We start from the raw sequence: 22,808 nt of genomic DNA, 5'->3' as shown, positions 1-22,808 counted from the left end.
CATCGGAGTTCCCGATACCACCCATCGTAACTCCCTGCTTCCACCGGTGTCACCGAGCGTCCAAGCTTCGAGGTGTGCCAAGACTCCTCACCGGCCTTTCGCTGGGCTACTTCCTGGTCATGCTGGACACGACGATCGTGACGGTCGCGCTGCCGTCGCTCTCGCCGTCGTTGGCGGACCAGCAATGGATTTCGAACGGCTACACGCTGACGTTCGCGGCGTTCCTCTTGACGGCGGGCGCGTGGTCGGACCGGTTCGGCGCCCGCCGGGTGTTCTTCACCGGCTTGGTCGCCTTCGCGGTGCTGTCGGGGTTGTCCGCGCTCGCGTCCCCGGCGTTCTTGATCGCCCTCCGCGCCCTGCTGGGCGTGGCCGGAGCCCTGCTGGTGCCGTCGTCGCTGTCCTTGATCGCGACAGCCCACCCCGTGCCTTCCGCACGTGCCAGGGCGATGGGCGTGTGGGCGGCGGTGAGCGGAACGGGCCTGGTGGCCGGGCCGCTGCTGGGCGGCGTGCTGACGGAGGCGTTCGGCTGGCGCGCGATCTTCGTGGTCAACGTCCCGGTGGCGCTGATCGCGCTGGTGCTGTCCCGGTCCGCGCCGTCGACGCCGCCCAAGCCGCGCCGGCTGGACCCGGTCAGCCAGCTGTCGGCGATCATTGCTTTGTCGACATTGACGTATGCCCTGGTCGAAGCCGCTTTCTGGGCCCTGCTGCCCGCGGCGGTGGCGGCGCTCGTGTTCGTCCGAGCCCAACGCCGGCCGGACGCGATGCTCCCGCGACGGCTCGTGTCCGGGGGTCTCCTGGCGGGCGCGATCGTGAACTTCGGACTGTCGGGCGTCCTGTTCGTCCTGTCGCTGTACTTCCAGCAAACCCGCGGCTACGCCCCATCGGCGACGGGCTTGGCGTTCCTCCCGCTGACCGTCCCGACGGCGTTCAACCCGATCTTCACCGGCCGCCTGGTCGCCCGCGTCGGCCCGCGAACCCCCGCGGTGTCGGGCTTTTCCTTGATGGCACTGGGAACGCTGCTCCAAGCGTGCGCCCCACCGGCGGCGCTTTCGGTGCTGGCCTTGGCTGCCCTGGGCTTCGGCGTCTCGCTGGCGATCCCGTCCCTGCTGACCGCCGTGGTCGGGTCGGCCCCGCCGGAACTGGCGGGAATCGCGGGCGGCGCGCTGAACGCGTCCCGCCAGACCGGCGCGGTCCTGGGAGTCGCCGTCCTCGGCGTGCTGACCTCCGGAACGTCGACGGCTTTCGCGCTGGCCACCGCGGCCGCCATCCTTTTCGCCGGCGGTGTTTCCTGTTTCCTGTTCTTGCGTGAAACGGGAAACCCCTAGTCGGTTCAAGCCGGTTGACGAATCCTGGTTGCAGGGCCGGAAATCACTCCGGAATCCCCTGAAAAAACCATTCCCGAGGAGGGATTCGTCATGTCCTTGCCCAGAAAGCTGGCCAAAATCGGTGGCCCCGTGCTCGCCCTCTGCATCGTCGCGGCGGTGCCGCTGATCGGCTCCACCACGGCGTTCGCGGACGGTGGCGGCAGCACGCCGCCGCCGGTCACGACCACCACCCCGCCGCCGGCGGGCACCGACGGCAACCCCTGGCACGGCTGACGCACGCCGGGCCGGCCGGGCCGGGGGCGGCCGGCCCGGAACGCTTTCACCGCGAAACGCAGGCGCAGTCCCAATCCGCGCGTTCGGCACGCAATTCACCGGCGGCGGGCAAACCGAGTTCGGTGAACGCGGCCACGGCGGCGTCCCAATGCGTGACGGCGTCGTCGTGGGCGCCCATCGCGTGCAGCGTTTCCGCGACCCGGCGGTGCGCGCGGGCCTGGTAGGTGCGGTTCCCGTCGCCGACGGCCAGGTCCAAGGCGGCCCGGCCGGCGAGGAGCGCGTCCCGGTGCGCACCCCGCGCGAGCGCGGTCGCGCCGCGGTCGAGGTAGAGCTGCGTGCGCAGGTCGGCGTCCGGCACGTTCGCCGCGACCTCCTTGGCTTTGTCGTGGTACCGCGCGGCTTCGGGGAACTTGCCGCGCTGGCGGTGCACGTTGCCGATGTTGTTCAGCGCGTAGGCCTCGACGCAGTGGTCGCCGACTTCGGCGGCGTGGGCGTGCGCTTCGGTGTAGCTGGCCAGCGCCTCGGTGAGCAGCCCGAGGTTCTCCTGCACCGAACCGAGGTTGTTGAGCGCGTGCGCGATGCCCTGGACGTGCCCGATTTCCCGCAGCATCCGCGCCGCGGCTTCGTGCTGGCCCAGCGCGACTTCGAGGTTGCCGTGCAGTTCGTTGAGGTAGCCGAGCATGCTCAGCGCGTGGGCCTCGCCCCGCCGGTCCTCGCTCAGCTCGTACTTTTCCAGCGCGGCCTCGAGGTGGGCGATCGCCTGCTCGTGCTTGCCCAGCTCCATGGTGGGGATGGCGAGCGCGCACAACGTCGCCGCTTCACCCCGTGCGTCACCGAGGCGGCGCCACTTCGGCAGCGCCTGCGCGGCGAGTTCGAGCGCCTCGGCGAGCTGCCCGCGCCGGTCGTTCGCGGTCGCCAGCCGGAGCAGCACGTGCGCCTGGCCGTAGTCGTTGCCGGGGTCGGCCGACACGGTCTGCCACGCGAGTTCGAGCGTGCCGATCCAGTCCTCGAACTGGTTGGTCGTGTTGAAGTAGCGCCAGAGCAGCACGGCGAGGCGCCAGGTGTGCTCGGGCAGGTCGTGCCGGGCGGCGTAGCGGATCGCGGCCACGAGGTTGTCCCGCTCGGCGGCGATCCACCGCAGCCCGGCGGCCTCGTCGGCGAAGACCGGCGTCACCGGGCAGGACCGGTCCGACGCCGGCAGCTGGGCCCGGTCGAACGGGTACGCGGCACCGACCGCGGCCGCGAGCGTGACCAGGTAGAAGTCGAGCAGCCGCACCAAGGCCTGCCGGGGCGCCGGTTCGACGGCGGCGTACTCCTTGAGCGGGTCCAGCATCTGGTACCGCTCGGGCGCCGCCTCCTCCAGCAGGCTCACCTCGTGCAGGTCGTCGAGCAGCAGCCGGGCCTCGGCGACGCCGCACCCGGCGAGCGCGGCGCCGCCCGCGACGTCGACGTCCGGCCCGGGCAGGCCGCCGAGCAGCCGGAACATGGCGCGCTGCGGCTCACCGAGCTGCTGGAAGGAGACCCGGACGGCGGCGATGCCGTCGTCTTCGCCCCAGGGGCCGCCCTGTTCGAGCAGGTGCAGCAGGTGCTCCAGCGGCCACCCGGCGTGGCGCCGGAACAGCGCCGCCGCCACCCGGATCGGCATCGGCAGGAAACCGCACCGCTTGACGATCAACGCGACTTCGGCCGCCCGCCCGCGCACCCGCGGCGCGTCGGTCAGCGCGGTGAACAGCTCGGCGGCCTCGTCCGCCGGCAACGGTGACAGCCGGACCGGTTCGCCGGTGTCGCCCATCCGCCGGCTGGTGACGACGGCCAGGCAGCCGTCGGCTTCGGGCAGCAGCGGGCGGATCTGCTCCGCCGACGCGGCGTTGTCGAGGACGACCAGTGTGCGCGTGCCCCACAGCGTCGACTGGTAGAGCGTGACCTTCCGGCCGACGGTGGCCGGGATCTGCTCGGCCGGCACGCCGAGCTCGATCAGCAGCTCGGTGAGCGCGTCGCCGACGCTGGTCTCGGGCACGCCGGGGGTGAACCCGTTGAGCCGGGCCAGGAGCTGGCCGTCCGGGAACCGGTCGCGCAGCCGGTGCGCCGCCTCGATGGCGAGGCCGGTCTTGCCGACACCGGGCGCGCCGCTCACCCAGACGGCGCGCTTGCCGGTCGCGGCGGCCGTCTCGATCTTGGCGAGCTCCCCGGCCCGGCCGGTGAACGCCCCGGGCCGCGACGGCAGTGAGCTGGGCGGATCGCCGTGTTCGGCGCGCGCGGCGAGGTTGCGCAGCACCGGTCCGGGCTCCATGCGCAGCCCGGCCAGTGCGTCGCGGGTGCTCTGGAACACGCGCAGCGCGCCGACCCGGTCACCGCCGGCGAGCAGGGCGCGCATGAGCAGTTCGGCGTGCTTCTGGCTGGCCGGGTCGGTCCGCACGAGCGGCCGCAGCCGGTCGCGCGCCGCACGGTGGTCACCGACGCCCAGCTCGAGCTCGGCGAGGTCGCCGACGGCGTCGGAGAGGCTCTCCTCCGGGTAGCCGACCTCCGGCCCGCCGACGCGGTCGATGTCGATGTCTTCGAGGAACCGCCCCCGCCACAGCTCGACGGCCTCCCGCAGCAGTTCGATCTTCCGGCGCGGGTCGTCGGTCTGCCCGGCGCCGGCGCGCAACCGGTCGAACCGGAGCGTGTCGAGCTGGTCCTCGCCGACGCGCAGGAGGTAGCCGGTGGGGGTGGTTTCGATGCTCACGCCGACGTCGCGCAACCGCTTCACGTAGCTGCGTACCAGGGTGGGCTTGGTTTCCCGGCCGGTCCAGACGATCTCGGCGAGGCGGGCGCTCGACACCGGCTTGTTCGCGTTCAGGAGCAGCACGACGAGGACGAACCGCTGCTGCTGGTCACCCAGCGGCACCGGGGCGCCGTCGTGCCACGCCTCGAGCGGGCCGAGCATCCGGAACTCCACGCGGCCTCCCCGCTGTCAGCTTGCTGTCCTCTTTTGACATCGCGCAATCGGCCGTCAGGGTTTCGAAAATCCGCATTCTTTCCACGTTCGGTACACGCGCGCTTGCCAAGCTCCGCCCGGTCGAATCAGGGGTGAAGGAGAAACGGGTATGGGGTCCGACGTGTTGCCGTGTTACATAGCGTGCGACGTCTCACTTTCGATGGCCGACCACATCGACGAGCTGAACGCCGGCCTGCGCGAGTTCCGCGGCGCGGTCCACGCGTCGTTGCTGGACCGGGTGCTCTGCAGCGTGATCGGCTTCGGCGCCGAGCCTTCCCTGGTCCAGCGCCTGTTGCCGATGGACGAGCTGGCCGACCTCCCGGCACCGGGGGCGTCCGCGGGCACCGACTTCGGCCCGGTGTTCACGTTCCTGCGCACGTCGATCGAGTCCGACGCGCGTGTGCTGGCGGCCCACCGCCTGCCGGTCCACCGCCCGTTGGTGTTCTTCCTGTCCGACGGCCAGCCGACGGACCCGGTGACCTGGCCCGCGGCCTTCGCTTCGCTCGTCGATCTTTCGTGGGCCAACCGCCCCCGAATGGTGGCGTTCGGCGTGGGCGACGCGGACGAAGAGGCGTTGAGCCGCATCGGCACGTTCCGTTGCTACCTGAGCCGCGACGGCATCCGCCTGGGAAAAGCCCTGATCGCCTCGGTGATGCACGTTCTGTCCACTTCCCGTCCACCGGGCAACCGCACGCTGTCCTGAAGGGGGTGACCCGGCCATGGAGACCCACTGAAGGAGAACGATGGTGGAGCGCGCGGAGCTGATCCAGGAGCTGAAGACCCTGCGCAAGGGCCGCGGCCTGGCGGGCCGGGTGGAGGACCGCGTGGGCCCATCTTTGCGAACGGCCTGCGCGGTGTCGGCGGACGACGGCATGGTGGCGATCCGCGAGAAGGTCTCGGGCCGGCTGTCTTCGCTGGCTTCGCACCTCCCGGAGGACCTCCGCGTAGCGGCGCTGGCGGCCTTCGCGATCTCGTCGGAGGCCCGCCAGCCGCTGTACCAGGATCGGGTCCGCTGGGCGGCTTCCCTCCTGGACCGAGACCCGCGGACAGTCCGGCGGCGGGTGGACGAGGCGATCGAGGTCCTGGCGGAGCTGGCTTCGTCTTCGCCGTCGGCTACGCCGTCCCCCGACAGCTGGCACACAACGTCACTTTCGGTCTCTATGGTGCTCGACCAAGAGGCTCCGCTGGTCCTCGAGCAACGCCGAATCGTGGCCGACCGTGATGGTCTCACGTCCCTGGACCTGGCGGTTTCACTCCCCGCGGGCCGCCGCGACGTATCGGCGACAGTCCTTTACGGCGGACGTCTGGTGGACCGCGGAATGGAGGCATCGGATCGCTGGGGCTTCGCCCTCTCCTTGCCGCGTCCGTTGTCTCGAGGAGAGTCCTGGGAATCCTCGGTGCTGTTCCAGCTGACGTCGCCTTCGGCGTTGCACCCGCACATGGTGTGCGTCCCTCGCCAGCCGTGCGAGTCGTTCGACCTGCGCGTCCGCTTCGGCGGCCGGCCGGAGGTCCGGGTACTGGAGGGAGCGTTCCAGCGGGACGTGTCGGACCCGGCCTACCGCGGTCGTCCGCACGAGGTCGACTCGTCGGGGGAGATCCACCTGCGCTTCCAGCGCCTCACCCCAGGCCTGGCGTACGGGGCTCGGTGGTCCTGAACGAGCGCACGAGCGCTAGGCCGGACACCGTGTGCGGCTGTGCTCCGGCGAGGAAGCGTAGCTTTGTCCTTCGGGTCGTGCGCGAAAATCGGCGAGGGGCGATAGTGGATACCGACGGTGATCAGGGACGCGCGCATCACGGGGACCGTCGTTTCGGCTTCCTGGATGTCTGCGCCGGGGCGGGTGGCCTGGCACTCGGACTCGAGCAAGCGGGTTTCGATCCTTTGCTGCTGATCGACAACCGAGAAGTAGCGTGTGACACGTTGAACCTGAATCGACCGGACTGGGACGTCCGCCGTGTCGATCTTCTCGAATTCGATCCGGTGCACGACCAACAGGTTTACGACATCGACCTGCTTTCGGCAGGGCTGCCTCGAGTGCCGGCGGCAGCGTCCGTGAACGGCCCAGCCGACAGCGAAGTCGAAATCGCTTTGATCCGAGCGACGATCATGCTCATGCATGCCGTGCAGCCGAAGGCGCTGCTGCTGGAGAACATGGCAGAACTGGCCGATCGGGACAGGTACCAGCCGACGCGTGACTTCGTGATGGCAGAGGTGGAGCATCTCGGCTACCACGGTCGCTGGTTCGTCCTCAATGCTGCGGACCACCGAGTGCCGCAGGACCGGCGTCAGGGAATCTTCGTCGCGCTCAAGGGCGATCGGATGGATGCCTTCGAAGAGCCTGCCCGCGTGTTGGAACCGCCGGTCACAGTCGGCGACGCGCTTGGCGAATCCATGGGAGCGCGGGGATGGCCCCAAGCGGCCGAGTGGGCCGCTCACGCCGATCGGCTGGCCCCGACGCTGGTGGGCGGATCGTGGAACCGCGGAGGCGGTGATCTGGGACCTTCGGGTACGAAGGCGGCTTGGCAGCGCATGGGCGTCAACGGTGGTTCACTGGCCGACGAGGTACCGGGCCCCGGCTACCGGTGGCGTCCTGACCTCGAACGATCACAGCTCGTCAGGCTGACCGTGGAGCAGACGGCGCGTCTCCAGGGCTTCCCGCCGGATTGGCGGTTCGCCGGTCGGAAGACGGCTCGCTATCGGCAGGTCGGCAACGCCTCGCCACCGCCTGTCGCGCGAGCGCTGGGAATGGCTTTGCGGAAGGCTCTCGCGTGATCGGAGCGCCTAGCCCCGGCGTCGGATGCGGCTCTATAGACTGACCCGCCATGACCTCCCGGCAACAGGAACTCGACTTCGGCGAGCGCCCACACCTCGTCGACCTGTTTGCGGGCCCGGGTGGCCTCGACGTCGCTGCTCACTGGCTGGGCATCGTCGCCGACGGTGTCGAATGGGACGCGGGGGCGTGCGCGACCCGCCGTGCCGCTGGGCTGAGAACCCACCAAGCCGATGTCCGTGACCTGGGACCTGAGGACTTTCCCGCTGCAACGATCCTCACCGGCGGTCCGCCGTGTCAGACCTACACCGTCGCGGGCGGTGGCGCAGGCCGCCGCGCTCTCGACCAAGTGCTCGGGTTCGTCAAGAGGATGGCGGCCGGAGAGGACGTCCGGTCGGAGCTGAAGACGCTGGAGGACGAGCGGACCGCGCTGGTGCTGGAGCCGCTGCGTTGGGCGCTGCGAGCCAACCACCTGGGGCGTCCGTACCGGACGGTCGTACTCGAACAGGTACCCGCGGTGTTGCCGGTCTGGGAGGCGGTGGAGGAAGCGCTCGAGGGGATCGGTTACAAAACCACCTCGGGCATCCTGCACACGGAAGCGTACGGCGTTCCGCAGACCCGGCGTCGGGCGATTCTGATCGCCCGGTTCGGCGCGACCGAAAAGCCCCGGTTGCCGAAAGCGACCCACCGCCGCTTTCGGAGGGGGAGCGCGCCGCGTGCGGGAGCGGACGACTTACCTCTTTGGGTGACCATGGGCGAGGCGCTCGACCGCACGGACGACTTTGTGGTCGTCTCGAACTACGGAACCGGGGGCGACCCGAAGGCTCGTGGGCGCCGCCATTCCGACGAGCCGGCGGCGACCGTGACGGGGAAGGTGTCCCGCAACCGCCTCGAGACACCCGACGGAAAAAACCTCGCGCGCCTCGATCCCTGGGACGCAGGCCGACTGCAGACTTTCCCCCGTGACTACCCGTGGTCCGGCAAGGACGTGTCACAACAGGTGGGTAACGCCATTCCGCCGCGGTTGGCGGCTCACGTCCTGGCGACGGCGCTCGGCCTCGTGATTGATCCCCGACGTCTCGACGATGCGGTTCGCGGCACCTGGCAGGACTTCGACGAGTCCCGTCCGGTGGCGACCGAGGGAGCCGACACGGGACGGGACGTCGACTAGGGGGCTTCTTCCTCGTGCTTCGTTCGGACGCGGATGTTCGCGTCCTTTCCGAGCTGCTCGAACAGGGGTAGCAGCGCCTGAATGCCGGACTCGGCCACGGACCCGTCGTCCGGACCGTCGGGCAGGCGATCCAGGGGAACCGGCGCCGCGCTTACCGCCCCTTCGATCCAAGCCTGGGTCCCTTCGGGATCAGGTCCGGGGTCGGAGGCCAGCGCCTCGAAGACGAGCGTACTTCCCGCGAGGTTGATCGCGGACGAAAGCGCGTGGAGATGATCGCCTGGGCGTGGTGCACCGGTCTCGACCATGTTTTGCAGGATGCGGACCACGGTCAGCGCAGTCGGTCGGTGGTCAACGACGTCCAGCCTCATCGTGCTGTTGAAGATTTCCTGGACGCGGCACGCCGTCTCGACCGGGCGGTAGTCTTCGCCGTTGCGGAAGAGCTCGGCCACCCACCACAGTCGTGCGAACGCTTGGGTGTAGTGCAAGCCGCTGAAGCGGGATGCCGGTGCGATCTCCGTGCCCCGGTGGCGCCAAACCACATAGTCCGGAGCCACCAGAAGAGCGATGAAGTTCCACAGTTCGCCTCGGGCGGCCTCGGACCGGCTCATCCGCAGAGTGGCGTGCAGCCGAGGAGCCAACCACCCGTCGGCTGCTGTCTTCCGGTGTTGGAAGCGCTGCATCGCTTCGTCGAAGAGCTCGCGAAGGGGTTCTGTCCGCCACCGGGCACTCTCGGGCAGAGCAGTCACTGCCTTGCTCAGTGCGATCTGTGGGGGCACCTCGTCGCCGGCCTGGACACCACGGCCGAGGTGGGCCGCGACAGCGGAGTTCGACAGCAAGCCGAGTGCCGGCGGTGCTTCGAACGCGAGGGGGCCGGTCATCGTTCTCCCATGTCGGTCGCGCGGCGGACGGATCGAATGGCCGTGGCCAGCCGCTTGGTGACCTGGCTGCGCTTCCCGGCCGCGTACTGCATGCGAGTCTGCATCTCCGACCAGCTGAACCCCAGCTTCCGACGTTGGTCGATCTCGTAGAGCGCGTCCGTCGGCGTGAGGGTGGGGAAGACGTCGGGCAACATCGAAGCGAGAACAGATCCGCGCCAGCCGCCGGGAAGCTGAGGCGTTCCGTCCTCGTCCAGTTCCAGGTCGCTGATGGCTGCTTGGAACATCGCGGTCCAAGCGTCCTGGGCGATCTGGCTGCTCATCGTCTCGCGCAGCGCCTTTTCTCCCGCCGTTCCGCCGGTGCCGCCGAGGATGTCCGTGAACCCTTCGATGGCCGAGGTGTTGATCAGGACTGTCGGAATCTCGCCGGACGTGTCGACCAGCCAAGGCGCATCCTTGAACGGACGCAGCCATGCCTCGGGACCGTCGCGGAAGTCGACTTCGACGATGTCGATCTCACGTTGCCGGACCGGGGTGGCGGACTGCAGATCGACGTACCAGTTCCGGTCGGCACTTCCGATGAGCCGACCGGCTATCCCGTCGACCGTGCCGACGACCGCGAGACCGACTGTCGCTCGGTTCAGGTGAGCGGACCGGGCCAGCTCGACGGATCCGTGGTAGAGACCGGTGCCCTGTTCCGCCAAGCGGGTGACGATCCTGGTGTTGGTGGCCTTTTCGGTCACCACCGCCATGCACCGGACGTCCTCCCATGGCCCGGCGGCGATCTCCTCGTCCGGCAATCTCGCGTCGAGGCGCAAGGTGGCCGTGTGCCAGTGCTCCTTGCCCGATTGGTGCAGCGCCACGGTCCGTTCCGTTTTCGATATCCGGGAGTAGGGCAGCGACGCGCCGTCCACCGTGACAGCCGAGACCTCCATGTCGACGTCGCCGAACACCGTTCGATAGGGGAAGACGGTGATCACGCTGCACCTCCTCGCGTCCTCTGGACGTCCACGACCAGACGGGACATCGAGCTGGGAACCGGGTGTCGGGTCGGATCCGTGACGGCGGTGAAGGCCGCCGACCGCACCCCCGGCTCGATCATCAGGTTCGCACCCTCGATCCGGCAGTTCTCCGCGGAGACGAGCCGCCAGGGCACGTCCGGTTTGCTGCCCGAGCGGACGTCGAACTTCGCGACCGGGGTCAAGGACCACGGATCTTCGACGGCGGGAAGTTTGAGCGAAACGCCGACGTTCCACGCGCCGTCGTCACCGATCGTGGCAGTGACGGCGCGTACCGTCGGAATGGGCTGGTTCCGACGAGTTCCTGTTGCCGGACTGTCGAACTTCAAAAGTTCTCGAAGCAGGGCGGGGCCGGCCTGATGCGTGCTCTCCCTCTTCCCGACCATGCTGCGGATCGCCTCGTCGATGGCCCGGTGGAAGTCGGCCAACCTGCTCAGCGCACCCCTGGCGTACGTCGCGGTCAATTCTTCGGTCTTGCCCCAGCGGTTGTGCTCGGGCGGTTCAGAAGCCCTCAAGAACTGCTCGGCCAGTTCGACTTCCTCGCCTTCGCGTCCTGTTGCGTAACCGGCGAGCAGGACGGCCTGGAACGCCATGGCTCCGAGCGGCACCTCCCGGGGGCGGTGGTCGCGCACGGCCATCCGATTCCCTCGCATGAGAACGACTTGGTTCAATTGTTGTTGATCGGTCTCGCCGGCGGGAGTGACGAGGAGGACGGCCTCGTGCTCGACGTTCGCGGCGCTGCGTCGGGCGTCCGTCTTCCTGGCCACCACAGTCAGCGGCACCGACGCCTGTGCCACCTGGTCGCGTTCCGTGAGTTCCTCGACCGTTTCCCCGTCCAGGTACGCTTCGAGCGCCCGGCTGAGAGCCGGGTGGTGCTCGTGGGGATCGATGCGCTTCTCCGGGATCACCGTCTGTCCGTTGTGGAGCGCCGTCACGCTCGCCTCAAGCATGGGCTCTCGGCCGGTGCCCGACACCATGGCGGCCCAGAAGTCCTTGGCCAACGACCGCACGAGCTTGTCGTGCATCTCGGCAAGCGTATCCGCGGTTCCCGACGCATCGTGGGCACCGACGATGAGGAATGAGGTACCCGGGTCCTCATTGGGGCGATCGAGGTGGAGACCGCGAACCGTCTCGTCATCCGCCCACCAGGATCGGGCTGTCCCGCGGTGGGCGGGTTCGGTGTCGAGCTCGCCGAACCACGCGGGACCTGCGAAGGCCTGTTCGTCGATCGTGTGCCACGGTAGGTCCAGCCTGCCTACCACCCTGCGAGCGGTCCTCCCCTCGAACGGTTCGGAGAGGGTCGAATTGATCAGCACCAACCCGAACCGGCTCGTCCCCCACAACGTGGCCTTGCCGAGACCGTAGGAGCCGCCGGCCCGGCTCGCTTGTTGCTTGAAGCTGTCGAGTTGGCGTCGGACCACCGCCGCGAACTGACCGTCTGTGTATTCGGGACCGATCAGGCCCGAGGCGTTGTAGTCGTCGATTCGCAACAGGCGCAGCGCGCTCGTGGTGGCCAGATCGTCGAGCGCGGAGCGCAAGCTCTTCGAAACCTTCTGATCGGCGCTCGCCGCCTGCTCGTAATGCGGCTGCAGTCGATCCCACTGGATGTTGTGCAGAAAAGCGTCCAGTCGCTCTCCGGTGAGTTCGTGCAGGATGTAACGGACTCGTACGGCGTGATCCCGGTCGAGCCTTTCGTCCAGGGAGTTCTGGGTGGCCTCTTTGGCCAGCACCGAGAGGTCGGCGTCGAAGGCGAAAGCGGCAGCGTTCCCGTATTCACGCCCGCCGTCGGCGTGGGCGGGCCGGTGGTACCACTCGCGGGGGAGTATCGGCGCCAGGTCGCCGGTGCGGTTGTAGACGACGGCCGGGTCGGTGCCGAAGACCTCGGCGATGGCCCGCTTCGTTTCTTCGCGGGGTTGGGCCCGTCCGGTGATCCACGCCGACACGGCGGCCCGAGTGAGGTCCAGTCGGTCCGCAAGCTCGGCCTGACTCAGCCCCGCACGCCGCAACTGGCGCGCGAGCCAGGGCCCGAAGTCGTTGTCGGGGCGTCCGTCCGGCATCGGCTTTCTCCTGTATCCGCTGTTGGGGAGCCTGCGACTACAGCATATCAGATTCTATTTGACGTGATGAGCCATGTCAAATTATAGTTGACACGTTGTCGTCGCACGACTCGCCGGGACGATGGTCGTAACACTTGCAGGCCGGTCGGCGACCTCATCGATCGTAGGAAGTCGATCTCGACTCCGGTGAGGTCGGATCCCGGTCCGAAGCAGCCGAAGCGGGTGCGTCGGGAGTCGGGAAGCTTCGCTGGCGCGAATACAGCACGTCCGATTCGAAAGCAACAGCCGGTTGACACGCCGTCGGGGCGAGGCGATGGTGGTGAATCGGTGATCGATCACGAAGAATTTCGGAGTCCGGTCTGCAGCGGCGATCGTTCTCCGAATGCCGCACAGCCGTCGTTGGGAGCGAATCGGGTGGTGGACACGTTCGATGGAACCGTGCTCGGAAGGATCACCGAGCTCACCGACCTCGCGCTGAGTACGTATGCGCTCAGCGAAGGCCGTGTAGAGGAGGACGCCAATGGCGAGCGTCGAATCCACCAAGGTGGGTACAGCGACCGGCAGATCTTCGAACTGGTGCAGAACGCCGCCGACGAAATGCGTGAACCCGAGAGCGCCGGAGGACGCGTCCAGGTCGTGCTCACTGATGACCACCTGTACTGCGCGAACGAAGGTCGACCTATCACACCGGAGGGCGCGGAGACCATCTTGCGCATGGGTGTCTCACGCAAGCGAGGCGGCCAGATCGGCCGGTTCGGCGTGGGCGTCAAGTCGGTCTTGTCGGTCACCCGGACGCCGCAGTTCTTCAGCAGGACCGGGGCCTTCGGTTTCGATGCCGACTGGGCCCGTGGGCGGATCCTCGATGCGGTGAACGACGGGCGGGTCGGAAAGGGCCTTCCGCCGCTGTCCGCGCTCGAGAGCTCGCCGGTGCTGAGACTTGCGAAGCCCCTCGACGTCGCCGTCGAACGTCGACTCGACCAGGTGCTCCACGAACTGCTCGACTGGGCGGTGACGGTCGTGCGTCTGCCGTTGCTCCGAGGGGCCGGAGAGGGACTCGGACACGACATCCAGCAAACCCCGCGGAGCAGGCTGGCGGACCAGCCGTCCCGCGAGTTCCCCCATCTATTCCAGGTCTTCTCATCGCACGTCGGCACCGTCGTGCTGGAGGACCGAAGGCGAATGCCGTTGGTGCGCCGCGAGATAGTGGTCGCTCGATCGGGCGAAAGGCGCACCATTCGGGAGGTGCGTGGTGGCGCCAAGGCCGTCACCGAACAGCACAGGGTCTTCTCGCGCTCGCACACTGTCGAGGACGAAGTCCGGCGTGGGGCCGGTGAGCTGCACGACAGGGTGACGATCGACGTTTCCTGGGCGGTGCCGGACTACCGGGTCACGACGAACGCCCAGGGGCAGACACTTCACACGGTCCCCAACGATCGGGGCGCCTTTTGGGCGTACTTTCCCACCACATACCCCACGACTCTCAGCGGCGTGCTGAACGCGGCGTGGAAGACCAACGAAGACCGTCAGAACCTGCTGCAGAGCGCCTTCAACAACGAGCTTTTGCGCGTGGCTGCGGACCTCGTCGTCGCTTCACTCGGCAAGCTGGTGGTGGACGAGGATCCGGCCGCCTACCTGCCGCTCCTGCCCGGCCGGTCGAAGGAATCACCCAACTGGGCGTGCGCTTACCTGACCGGTCGGATCTGGCAGGAGGCGGCGACCCGACCGTCGCTGCCGGACCAGGACGGTGTGTTGCGTCGCCCCGTGGACCTGCGGGTCCACCCGGAGAAGCTCGATCCCAAGACACTGGAGTTGTGGCGGAGCCATCCCGGGAGGCCCCGCGACTGGATCCACCATTCCGTAGAGGCGTCGCGGGAACGGCGGGGAAAGGTCAGCCACATCCTCGACGCGGCCGGCCATGAAGTCGCATCCACTCGCGAGTGGCTGGAAGCGCTGGTGGCGGACGGGACACCGGCGGGTTCGGCCGCCGCGCTCAGGGTCCTGGCCGCACTGTTGCAGGGGGAATACCTCCACGATCGGGCCGCCGCGGAAGATGCGCGGAGGGCGAAGATCGTTCTCACCGAACACGGCGGGGCCGTCGCGCCCGTCGCCGGGAGCGTGTTCCGCCGAACGGTCGAGGACGGGCTCCGGGATGATCTCGTCTACGTCCACCGTGAACTGGCCGACGACGTATCGCTCCAGCGCGCCCTGGATCAACTCGGTATCCGTGATGCCGACGCCGAGGGACGCTTTCGCAGTGTGTTGGACCAGGGAGGCTTCGACGACTACACGACCGAGTCCTGGACACGGTTCTGGGAGCTCATGCGAGCGGCAGGCCGGACGTCGCAGGTGCCGGCGATCCGGAAAGCGATGCCGTCGGTCGAGAGCACGCTGAAGGTGCGGACCGTCGCCGGCAGCTGGCGGCCGATCGGACAATGCTTGCTGGTCGGAGCGGTCGTACCCGGCGACGGATCGCGCGACGCCGATGTTGCGATCGACCCGCGATTCCACGTCGACGACCGTGGAGTTTTGCTCGACTTCGGTGCGGTCGACCTGCCTGCACGCGGTCACCGGCCCGAGAGCGAACCGTGGTTCGACGATTACCACGCGGCGGTCTACAAGGCTTTCGTGAGCAAACTCAAGCCCACGGATCACCGGCCGGCGTTGAAGACGGTGAAGGTCGAGGGTGGCCCGATTGCGGGTCCCATGACCATCTTCCTCGAACTGTCCCCGGAGGGACGTGCCGCGTTCCTGGGTGCGATGCCCGACGAGGGGCTGACCGAAAGCTGGACCCGGCAGATCGGGAAGTCCGCTGCCACCCGCGTGGCGGTGAAGTCGCCGATTCGCTGGCTCCTCGAGAAGTACGGCCACGTGAAAACCTCGAAGGGCGTCGTCCGCGTCGCCGAAGCTGTTTCCCCGGAGCTGGCTGCGTACCGCGACGTCCTGCCGGTCGCGGAGATCAGTCCGCGCAAGGCCGCCCGGCTGAAGTTGCCGTCGACAGTCGACCAGGTGCGGGACGCGCAGTGGGCCGATTTGTTGGCGCAGGTCAAGCAGAGCGACGACGACGAGTTCATCGGCCGCACGTACGCACTGCTGGTCAGGGCCGGTTGCGGCCTGCTGGGCGACGAGGACAGCACACGTTGCCGAGTCGGTGACCGGTGGGAGCTGCGCGCGGACGACGAGATCGCGATTGCGTTCAACCGCGAGGAACTGCACGAATTGGTGAAGGAAAACCACCCGGCTCTCCTCATCGACCGTGCCGAGGACCGCGATGACGCCGAAGCGATGATCGCCGATTGGGGCATGAGGCGGGTTTCGGACGTGATTTCGAAGCGCGTGCGCTCGGTACCTGCCGGCTCCCCGGTCGCGGTGGTCGACGAATACCCGCCGCTGCGCCAGCGGTTCGGATCCCGGGTCAACGGTCTTTTCCTTCAACGATGCGCCGAGCTCGAAGAAGTGGTGCACACCCCGAGCGGTACCCGCACGACGCCGTTGCGAAGTACCCTGCATGACCGGACCACGGTGCTCGTCACCGACAACGCGTCACACGAGACCGCTCTTTCCCTGGCTGACATGGAGTTCGGTTGGAAGTTGGGCACGGACGGCTGCCGAAGCCTGCTCGAAGCGCACCGTCGACAGCAGCAAGATCTCGAGTTGAACGCGAAGCTCGATGCCGTCAGGCAGGCGAAGACGGTGGCCGAGAAGATCTCGTCGCTCATCGCCGAGGAAGATCTGCGCTCCGGACTCCCCAATGGATTGCTCGAGAGCGAAGTGACCGAGTCGGGCCGCGAACCCGATGCTCTGCGCGTTGCCGAGATGGCCTACAACGCCCATGGCGACGGGATCCTCAGGGTGCACCAGAAAGATCTGCAGGCGCGAATCCCGACCGCGCCGGCGCGGTTCGACGGCGAACAGGCCGCGCTCCGGTTCGTTGCGTCCCTGGATCTGCCGGACTCTTTCGCGGGTGCACGGATCCCGGCGCCGCCCGCTCGCGTTCGCGCGGCGGGGCCGGTGGAATTCCCTCGGCTGCACGACTACCAGGAAATCATCGCCGCCCGGGTGTCGGCTCTGTTGCGCTCTTCGACTCCTCGGCGGGCCATGCTGAGCCTGCCCACCGGAGCGGGCAAGACCCGAGTCGCCGCCGAAGGCGTGATCAGGTGGATCCGTGACTCCGGTACGCCGGCCGGACCGATCCTGTGGATCGCACAGACCGGCGAGCTCTGCGAACAGGCCGTCCAGTCCTGGAAGTTCGTCTGGGAAAAGGTCGGCCCCAAGTCCGAGCTGGTGATCGACCGACTCTGGCACAACAACTCCGCGACACCGGTCGCCGATCGCCCGCACCTGGTGGTCGCCACGGATGCGAAACTCAGCTCGATTCTCGGTGAGGACCAAAATGGCTGGCTGAGGAACGCGTCGCTCGTGCTCGTCGACGAGGCGCATGTGGCCATCTCCAAGAGCTATACGGCGATCTTCGAGAAGCTCGGCCTCACCCATCGTGAGACGGCCAGGCATCTGATCGGGCTCACCGCGACCCCCTTCCGCAACAACGAGACGACGACCGAACGGCTCGTGGCGCGCTTCGGCAACGAGCGTCTCGACGACGGTGTCTTCGAGGGCGAAGCCATTCCTGCGCTGCAGAGGCGAGGGGTTCTGTCAGCGGTGGAGCACCGGCAGCTTCGCGGCGCGGACCTCCAGCTCAGGCCGGACGAGTTGGTCGGTCTCAAAGGCGACGGTCAGGCCGCCTTCCTGCCCAAGGCCGCCGAGCAGCGGCTGTCCGAAGACCAGGTGCGGAACAAGATCCTCCTGGACGAGATCGCCTCCTTGCCCGACGACTGGCCGATCCTGGTGTTCGCCACGTCGGTCCATCACGCGAAATTTCTCGCCGCCAAGCTGGGAGATCGCGGGATCCGGGCCGTCGCGATCGATTCTTCGACACCTTTGGCCGAACGGCGGAAGAAGATCGACGACTTCCGCGAGCGGCGCGTCCGGGTCATAACCAACTACGGTGTCCTGTCCCAGGGATTCGACGCGCCGGCTACCCGAGCTGTGGTCATCGCGCGTCCGGTGTACAGCGCGAACAGCTATCAGCAGATGATCGGTCGCGGCCTCCGTGGTCGTCTCAACGGCGGTAAGGACGGGTGCCTCATCCTCGACGTTCGGGACAACATCACCAACTTCTCCGAGGCGCTTGCCTTCACCGACTTCGAGCACCTGTGGCAGGAGCGCCAGTGATGATCACGACCGAAGAAAGTCGTCTCGTCCTCACCCCGTCTCAGCGGGAGGTCGTGGAGCTGCCGTGGGATGCCAAGGTTCTCGTGGGAGCGGGGGCGGGCGCCGGCAAGACGACCATGCTCATCCACCGGCTCGAGCACTTGATCCGAGAGGAGGAGTTGCAGGCTGCGGACATCCTGGTGCTGAGCTTCTCACGAGCCGCGGTGCGCGAAATCGTCGAAAGACTCGATCGGGCGGGCGTGGCCGCCCGCCGGGTACGGGCCCAGACTTTCGACAGCTGGGCGACGTCGATTCTCCATCAGGAGGATCCGCACCGCGTCGACCTCGGCGGGATCGGGTTCGACCGGCGGATTGCGCTGGCAGTCGAGGCAATCGGGCGCGGAGTGCTCGAGGAGTCCGAACGCGGTGAGCCCCGTCATCTCGTCGTGGACGAGATCCAGGATCTGGTAGGTGTTCGGCGCGATCTCGTCGAGACTCTCCTCGATCGGTTTCGGGAGGCCGGCTTCACTGTGGTGGGCGATGTCGCGCAGTCGATCTACGGGTTCCAGATCGCCGACCCGCAGGAGCGGGCAGGCGAGACCGGACGGTTTTTCGACTGGCTTCGCAGCAGCTTCCTGGACGACTTGGTCGAGTGCACGCTCGACGAGAACTTCCGTGCTCGTACGCCAGAGGCGCGAATCGCACTGGGTGCCGGTCCACGACTCCAACGAATGCGAACCGACGACGAAGCAGCGTCCCTGCTACGCGAACTCACGAATCTCTTGGCGCAGGTCCCGTCCTTCGGTTCTCTCGAAGACGGCTTCGTCCAGGCTTCCCTGCGTGAGGTCGAGGGCAGCACCGGAATCCTCTGCCAGGACAACGCGCAAGCGCTCGCGTTGTCCCGTGAATTGGACAAGTATGCGATACCCCATCGTGTCAAGAGAGGAGCGAGGGAGCGCTTTGCGCCGCCGTGGCTCGCCGGACTCTTCGAAACGTTCGCCGACGGGGAAATCACCGAAAGCCGGTTCGCCGAGTTCGTCGACGAGGTCGACCCCCTGGCGGTTCGTCCGCCGTCCGGCGCTTGGCGCTCTCTGCGTCGAGTGGCAGGTGCGCGAGGGAACCGACTTGACCTGTCGGAGTTGCGGAGGCGCATCGCCGAGGAACGTCTCCCGGACGACCTTACTGCGCCGCCGGAACACCGCTTGACGATCTCGACCATCCACCGGGCGAAAGGACTGGAGTTCGACCGTGTGGTCATCGTCCGACCGGATGGGCCGAAGAGCAAGAAGGCGGGCGAGGACGTCCAGGCTGCGGCAAGGCTCTTGTACGTTGCCATGACCAGGCCGCGGCTGGACCTTTACCGGCTGGAAGCTCCCCAGACGTGGCTGTATCGGAAGAAGTCGTTTCTGCCGTCACGCGTCGAGCGTTGGTACATTTCTCGTAAAGAACCCCAGCGCACCGGGATCGAGGTTCTCGAATTCGATGTAGCGCAGCTTCGCCCGGCCTGTTCCGATGGGGCGGCCCCGTCTGCGATCCAACGGTACCTTCGGGTGGAGGTGCGCGAGGGGGATCCGGCGGAGTTCCGAAAGTTGCATGATTTGCCGATGTCGGGCGACGAAGCACCGGAATACGGCTTGTTCCACAAGGGTTTTCGCATCGGCGACGCCTCGCAGGCGTTCCGCCGCGACCTCTGGAAGCTGCTCGGTGGAAAGGGGCGCACCATTTGGCCGATCTCCATCGAAGGCCTGCAGATCGACGCGGTCCAGACCGTCGTCGGTGCCGTGGGAGTCGGTGAACAAGTCGGCTGGGAAGGCGGTGACGTGTGGTTGGCGCCCCGTGTCGGCGGACTCGGTCGGATCGTGTGGCGTGCAGGCGACGAGAACAGGGAAGGAACGGTCGAAAAGTGACGACGCTACGAGGTGAACACTACGGTCTCCGCGCCGAGCTGCGCTCTGCGCTGCGCGCGGACCTTCTCGGACCGTACGGCGGCGATCGTGAGGTTCTCACCACCGACGCCCCGATCACGGCCTACCCGATCGGTGCTCTGTTCCCTCAGCGCAAGCCGACCGAAGTTCCGGATCCGGTTGAGGAGGACGGCGTGGACCAGGTGCCGGAACTCTCCGGTGCCAAAGGCGCCGACCGGGACGAAATCGACCTCGGTGTTGCGCTGTCGAACCAGCGGAAGCCCTCGTCGATGGGGTTGACGTTCTCGGTCGACACCGGGGTCTGCTCGAAGCTTCGCGTCGCCGTCGCCGGAGCGCGGTACGTTCCGGAGGACGCCGAGGGAAACGTCGTGCGAGCCGAGCGCAGCGAGCCCAGGAGCACGGACGGTCAACGTGAACGATGGCGGCGGGTGCCGCTCGACTGCGCCCCCGTCGAACTCGATGCGACCGTTCCGGGGATGGTCGAAGTCGACGGTCTTCCGGATGGGCTGGCGCTGCGCGCGCTGGTGCGGGTACCTGCGGATGGCGTGGTTTCGGTGACTGTGACGTTGGTGAACACGCTGACTTGCGGTGAGTACGACCTCCAGGACGCCTTCTGCTTCTTCCAAGCGGCTCTGGAGGTCACCGGCCCTGCCGGGAGCGTACCCTTCGTCGAACGTCCGGCACTTCGCGGCGCCGTGGACGAAGAGCAAGCACTCAGCCGGCTTTTGCATCGTCATGTGCCGTCGTTCGCAACGGGACACGGTTGCTCGGTCGCTTGGGATTGGCAGGCACCGGAGCTGTACAGGCCGATGCCTCGCGCTGCGGTGGCGAGCGTGCGCACCGAATTCATTCCGACTCATGAGGTCCTGCTCACCGACTCGAACCGCGACATCGACGACGGAGCGCTCGACATGGTCGGACTCGGTGGGGCCTCGGCCGAGGAGATCGGACGTCGCCTCCGTTCGGTGCTCGACGGTTATGCCGGTTGGGTCGACGCCCGTGAGGTCGACATCGCCGGTCTTACCGAGAAGGATCACGTCAGCGCTGCGCGAAAGCAGATCGAGTATTGCCGGAGCGCGCTCGTCCGGATGCGAGTGGGCTTGGACTTGCTCACGGACGAGTCACGGCCGGAGGTTCTCGAGGCTTTCCGGCTGGCGAACAAGGCCATGGCCGAGCAGCGGGCGCGGACCCAGTGGATCAAGGACGGGCGCAAGGGCGAGCCCGATCTCGCCGCCGGACGTTGGCGGCCGTTCCAGGTCGCCTTCGTGCTCCAGTGTCTCGCCGGCATCGTCGACCCGGGTCATGACGACCGGTCGGTCGCCGACTTGTTGTGGTTCCCGACGGGGGGCGGCAAGACCGAGGCGTACCTCGGACTGATCGCGTTCACCGTGTTTCTTCGACGTCTCCGTGACGGCGAGCAAGGAGACGGCGTGACCGTCCTGATGCGGTACACGCTTCGTCTCCTCACTCTTCAGCAGTTCGAACGCGCAGCCACGCTGATCTGCGCGATGGAAGTGGTCCGCAACGACGATCCGACTCGTCTCGGCTCGACATCGATATCGATCGGCATGTGGGTCGGCCGATCCGCGACGCCCAATGATCTCAAGAGCGCGAACGAGTCGCTGAAGCAGCTGCGATCGAGTCGCGGGAAGCAGTTGAGCACCCAGAACCCGGTCCAGCTTCGCGCTTGCCCCTGGTGCGGGGACGTACTCACGGCGGACGACTACGAAGTCGTGGAGGCTGACGTGCGCATGACGGTTCGCTGCCGCAATGCGCGTTGTGACTTCTACCCGGCGCCGGGTCTTCCTGTGCACGTCGTCGATCAGGCCGTCTACGAGTGGCATCCGACACTCGTCATCGCCACGGTGGACAAATTCGCCTCGCTGCCGTGGCGACCGGTCACCGCGGCGCTGTTCAACCGTGATCGTGACGGGGTGAAGCCACCCGAGCTCATCGTCCAGGACGAACTCCACCTCATCTCCGGGCCGCTCGGAACGTTGACCGGCTTGTACGAAACGGCGATCGACGTACTCGCCGATCGGCCGAAGATCGTGGCGTCCACCGCAACGATCAGGCGGGCTTCCGACCAGGTCGCCGCGCTCTTCGACCGTCGTGTGTCCCAGTTCCCCCCGGCGGGCTTGGATGCACGTGACTCGTGGTTCGCGGTCGAAACGCCTCGGTCGGAGAAGGCCTCTCGGCGCTACGTGGGGTTGATGACGTCGAGCACCAGCCAGACCACGCTGCTGGTGCGCACCTATGCGGCGCTGCTCCACGAGGTCGTTCGTGCTCGGGAAAGCGGGATGGGCCCCGAAGTGCTCGATCCCTATTGGACGCTCGTCGGCTACTTCAACAGCCTCCGGCTGCTTTCGGCCGCTGAACTCCAGGTCCGCGACGACGTTCAGGACCGGTTGGAGGCGTTGGCCGATCGCGACGGTTCCGGCAAACGAGGCGATCTTTCGGTCGAGGACCTCAGCAGCCGTGCGGACTCCACCAAGATCCCGGCGCTGCTGAAGATGATCGAGCGAGCGTTGCCGGAAGACAGGGTGCTCGACGTTCTGCTCTCGACGAACATGATTTCGGTCGGTGTGGACATCGACCGCCTCGGTCTGATGTCCGTGATGGGCCAGCCGCAGACGACTGCGGAGTACATCCAGGCCACCAGCCGGGTCGGGCGTCGTCATCCCGGTCTGGTCACCGTGATGTTGAACTCCATGCGTTCCAGGGATCGCTCGCACTACGAGAGCTTTCCCACCTTCCACTCCGCGCTCTACCGGGAAGTCGAGTCGACGAGCGTCACGCCGTTCTCCGCGAGGGCTCGGGATCGAGGTCTGCACGCGGTGGTCGTCGCGTTGTCGAGGCTGTTGGTCCCCGGGCTCGCCGGGAACGGTGATGCCGGTCGGATCGACAAGTTCGCCGGCGAGGTGAAGGCGACTGTGCGCGCTGCGATCTTGGATCGCGTGGCCGGTGTCGAACGGCAGGAGGCGGAGTCGGTCGCGGAGCAGATAGACGCATTCGTGCAATGGTGGCGGGAAATGGCGGACGACCACCCGGAACTCGTGTACGAGGCGAAGCGGGGCTCTCAGTCCCCGGCTTTGCTCAGCGGGTTCGACACCGACGAAGCCGGCCCTGGCGACGGTCAGCCCACGTTGTGGAGCTTGCGGGACGTAGATGCCGAGTCGACGCTGTTCCTCGAAAACAAGCGGTAGGAGT

Annotated in this window: 13 protein-coding genes; 9 read left to right on the top strand and 4 right to left on the bottom strand. The window is 67.5% G+C overall.

What is annotated here, in order from left to right; translation table 11 throughout:
• Positions 1 to 74 precede the first annotated feature (74 nt).
• Entirely contained in the window at positions 75 to 1,325 is a 1,251-nt protein-coding gene (locus AB5J73_RS06600) for an MFS transporter (RefSeq protein ID WP_370968813.1), read from the top strand.
• Positions 1,326 to 1,415: 90 nt separating this feature from the next.
• Positions 1,416 to 1,598: a hypothetical protein gene (locus AB5J73_RS06595; protein ID WP_370968812.1), complete on the top strand. Its 183-nt coding sequence runs from the start codon at positions 1,416 to 1,418 to the stop codon at positions 1,596 to 1,598.
• Positions 1,599 to 1,644: 46 nt separating this feature from the next.
• Here AB5J73_RS06595 and AB5J73_RS06590 read toward each other — a convergent pair whose 3' ends face one another.
• Complete coding sequence (locus tag AB5J73_RS06590) at positions 1,645 to 4,536, bottom strand: tetratricopeptide repeat protein (protein WP_370968811.1); 2,892 nt, start codon at positions 4,534 to 4,536, stop codon at positions 1,645 to 1,647.
• 199 nt (positions 4,537 to 4,735) lie between these two features.
• Here AB5J73_RS06590 and AB5J73_RS06585 point away from each other — a divergent pair, with 199 nt between their 5' ends.
• From AB5J73_RS06585 to AB5J73_RS06570, 4 genes are all read left to right on the top strand, one after another.
• Positions 4,736 to 5,278, top strand: a complete 543-nt coding sequence (locus AB5J73_RS06585; RefSeq protein WP_370968810.1) for a hypothetical protein — start codon at positions 4,736 to 4,738, stop codon at positions 5,276 to 5,278.
• 40 nt (positions 5,279 to 5,318) lie between these two features.
• Positions 5,319 to 6,230: a hypothetical protein gene (locus tag AB5J73_RS06580; RefSeq protein WP_370968809.1), complete on the top strand. Its 912-nt coding sequence runs from the start codon at positions 5,319 to 5,321 to the stop codon at positions 6,228 to 6,230.
• Between the two features lie 104 nt (positions 6,231 to 6,334).
• Positions 6,335 to 7,345 (top strand): DNA cytosine methyltransferase, encoded by a 1,011-nt coding sequence (locus AB5J73_RS06575; RefSeq protein WP_370968808.1) that lies wholly within the window; start codon positions 6,335 to 6,337, stop codon positions 7,343 to 7,345.
• Between the two features lie 50 nt (positions 7,346 to 7,395).
• Positions 7,396 to 8,514: a DNA cytosine methyltransferase gene (locus AB5J73_RS06570; protein WP_370968807.1), complete on the top strand. Its 1,119-nt coding sequence runs from the start codon at positions 7,396 to 7,398 to the stop codon at positions 8,512 to 8,514.
• Here the strand turns inward: AB5J73_RS06570 and AB5J73_RS06565 are convergent.
• From AB5J73_RS06565 to AB5J73_RS06555, 3 genes are read right to left on the bottom strand one after another with little or no spacing between them, the layout of a single operon-like run.
• On the bottom strand, positions 8,511 to 9,392 hold the full coding sequence (locus AB5J73_RS06565; RefSeq protein WP_370968806.1) for a DUF6339 family protein: 882 nt from the start codon (positions 9,390 to 9,392) through the stop codon (positions 8,511 to 8,513). The two genes, AB5J73_RS06570 and AB5J73_RS06565, sit on opposite strands and share 4 nt — an antisense overlap.
• Complete coding sequence (locus AB5J73_RS06560) at positions 9,389 to 10,369, bottom strand: hypothetical protein (protein ID WP_370968805.1); 981 nt, start codon at positions 10,367 to 10,369, stop codon at positions 9,389 to 9,391. The genes AB5J73_RS06565 and AB5J73_RS06560 overlap by 4 nt, the downstream gene beginning before the upstream one ends.
• Positions 10,366 to 12,465 (bottom strand): helix-turn-helix domain-containing protein, encoded by a 2,100-nt coding sequence (locus AB5J73_RS06555; RefSeq protein ID WP_370968804.1) that lies wholly within the window; start codon positions 12,463 to 12,465, stop codon positions 10,366 to 10,368. The genes AB5J73_RS06560 and AB5J73_RS06555 overlap by 4 nt, the downstream gene beginning before the upstream one ends.
• A 327-nt stretch (positions 12,466 to 12,792) precedes the next feature.
• Between AB5J73_RS06555 and AB5J73_RS06550 the strand changes: the two genes are divergently transcribed.
• From AB5J73_RS06550 to AB5J73_RS06540, 3 genes are read left to right on the top strand one after another with little or no spacing between them, the layout of a single operon-like run.
• The gene (locus tag AB5J73_RS06550; protein WP_370968803.1) at positions 12,793 to 17,694 is read left to right on the top strand and encodes a DEAD/DEAH box helicase; all 4,902 of its coding nucleotides are present in this window, start codon (positions 12,793 to 12,795) and stop codon (positions 17,692 to 17,694) included.
• Positions 17,694 to 19,580, top strand: a complete 1,887-nt coding sequence (locus AB5J73_RS06545; protein ID WP_370968802.1) for a UvrD-helicase domain-containing protein — start codon at positions 17,694 to 17,696, stop codon at positions 19,578 to 19,580. Before AB5J73_RS06550 ends, AB5J73_RS06545 begins: the two co-directional genes overlap by 1 nt.
• The gene (locus AB5J73_RS06540; RefSeq protein WP_370968801.1) at positions 19,577 to 22,804 is read left to right on the top strand and encodes a helicase-related protein; all 3,228 of its coding nucleotides are present in this window, start codon (positions 19,577 to 19,579) and stop codon (positions 22,802 to 22,804) included. The genes AB5J73_RS06545 and AB5J73_RS06540 overlap by 4 nt, the downstream gene beginning before the upstream one ends.
• The last annotated feature ends 4 nt before the right edge of the window (positions 22,805 to 22,808 follow it).

Origin of the sequence: Amycolatopsis sp. cg9 (assembly GCF_041346945.1) — a bacterium.
Classification (GTDB): Bacteria; Actinomycetota; Actinomycetes; order Mycobacteriales; family Pseudonocardiaceae; genus Amycolatopsis.
Note: the sequence above shows the minus strand (reverse complement) of the source record. Positions and strands in the feature narration are given on the sequence as shown.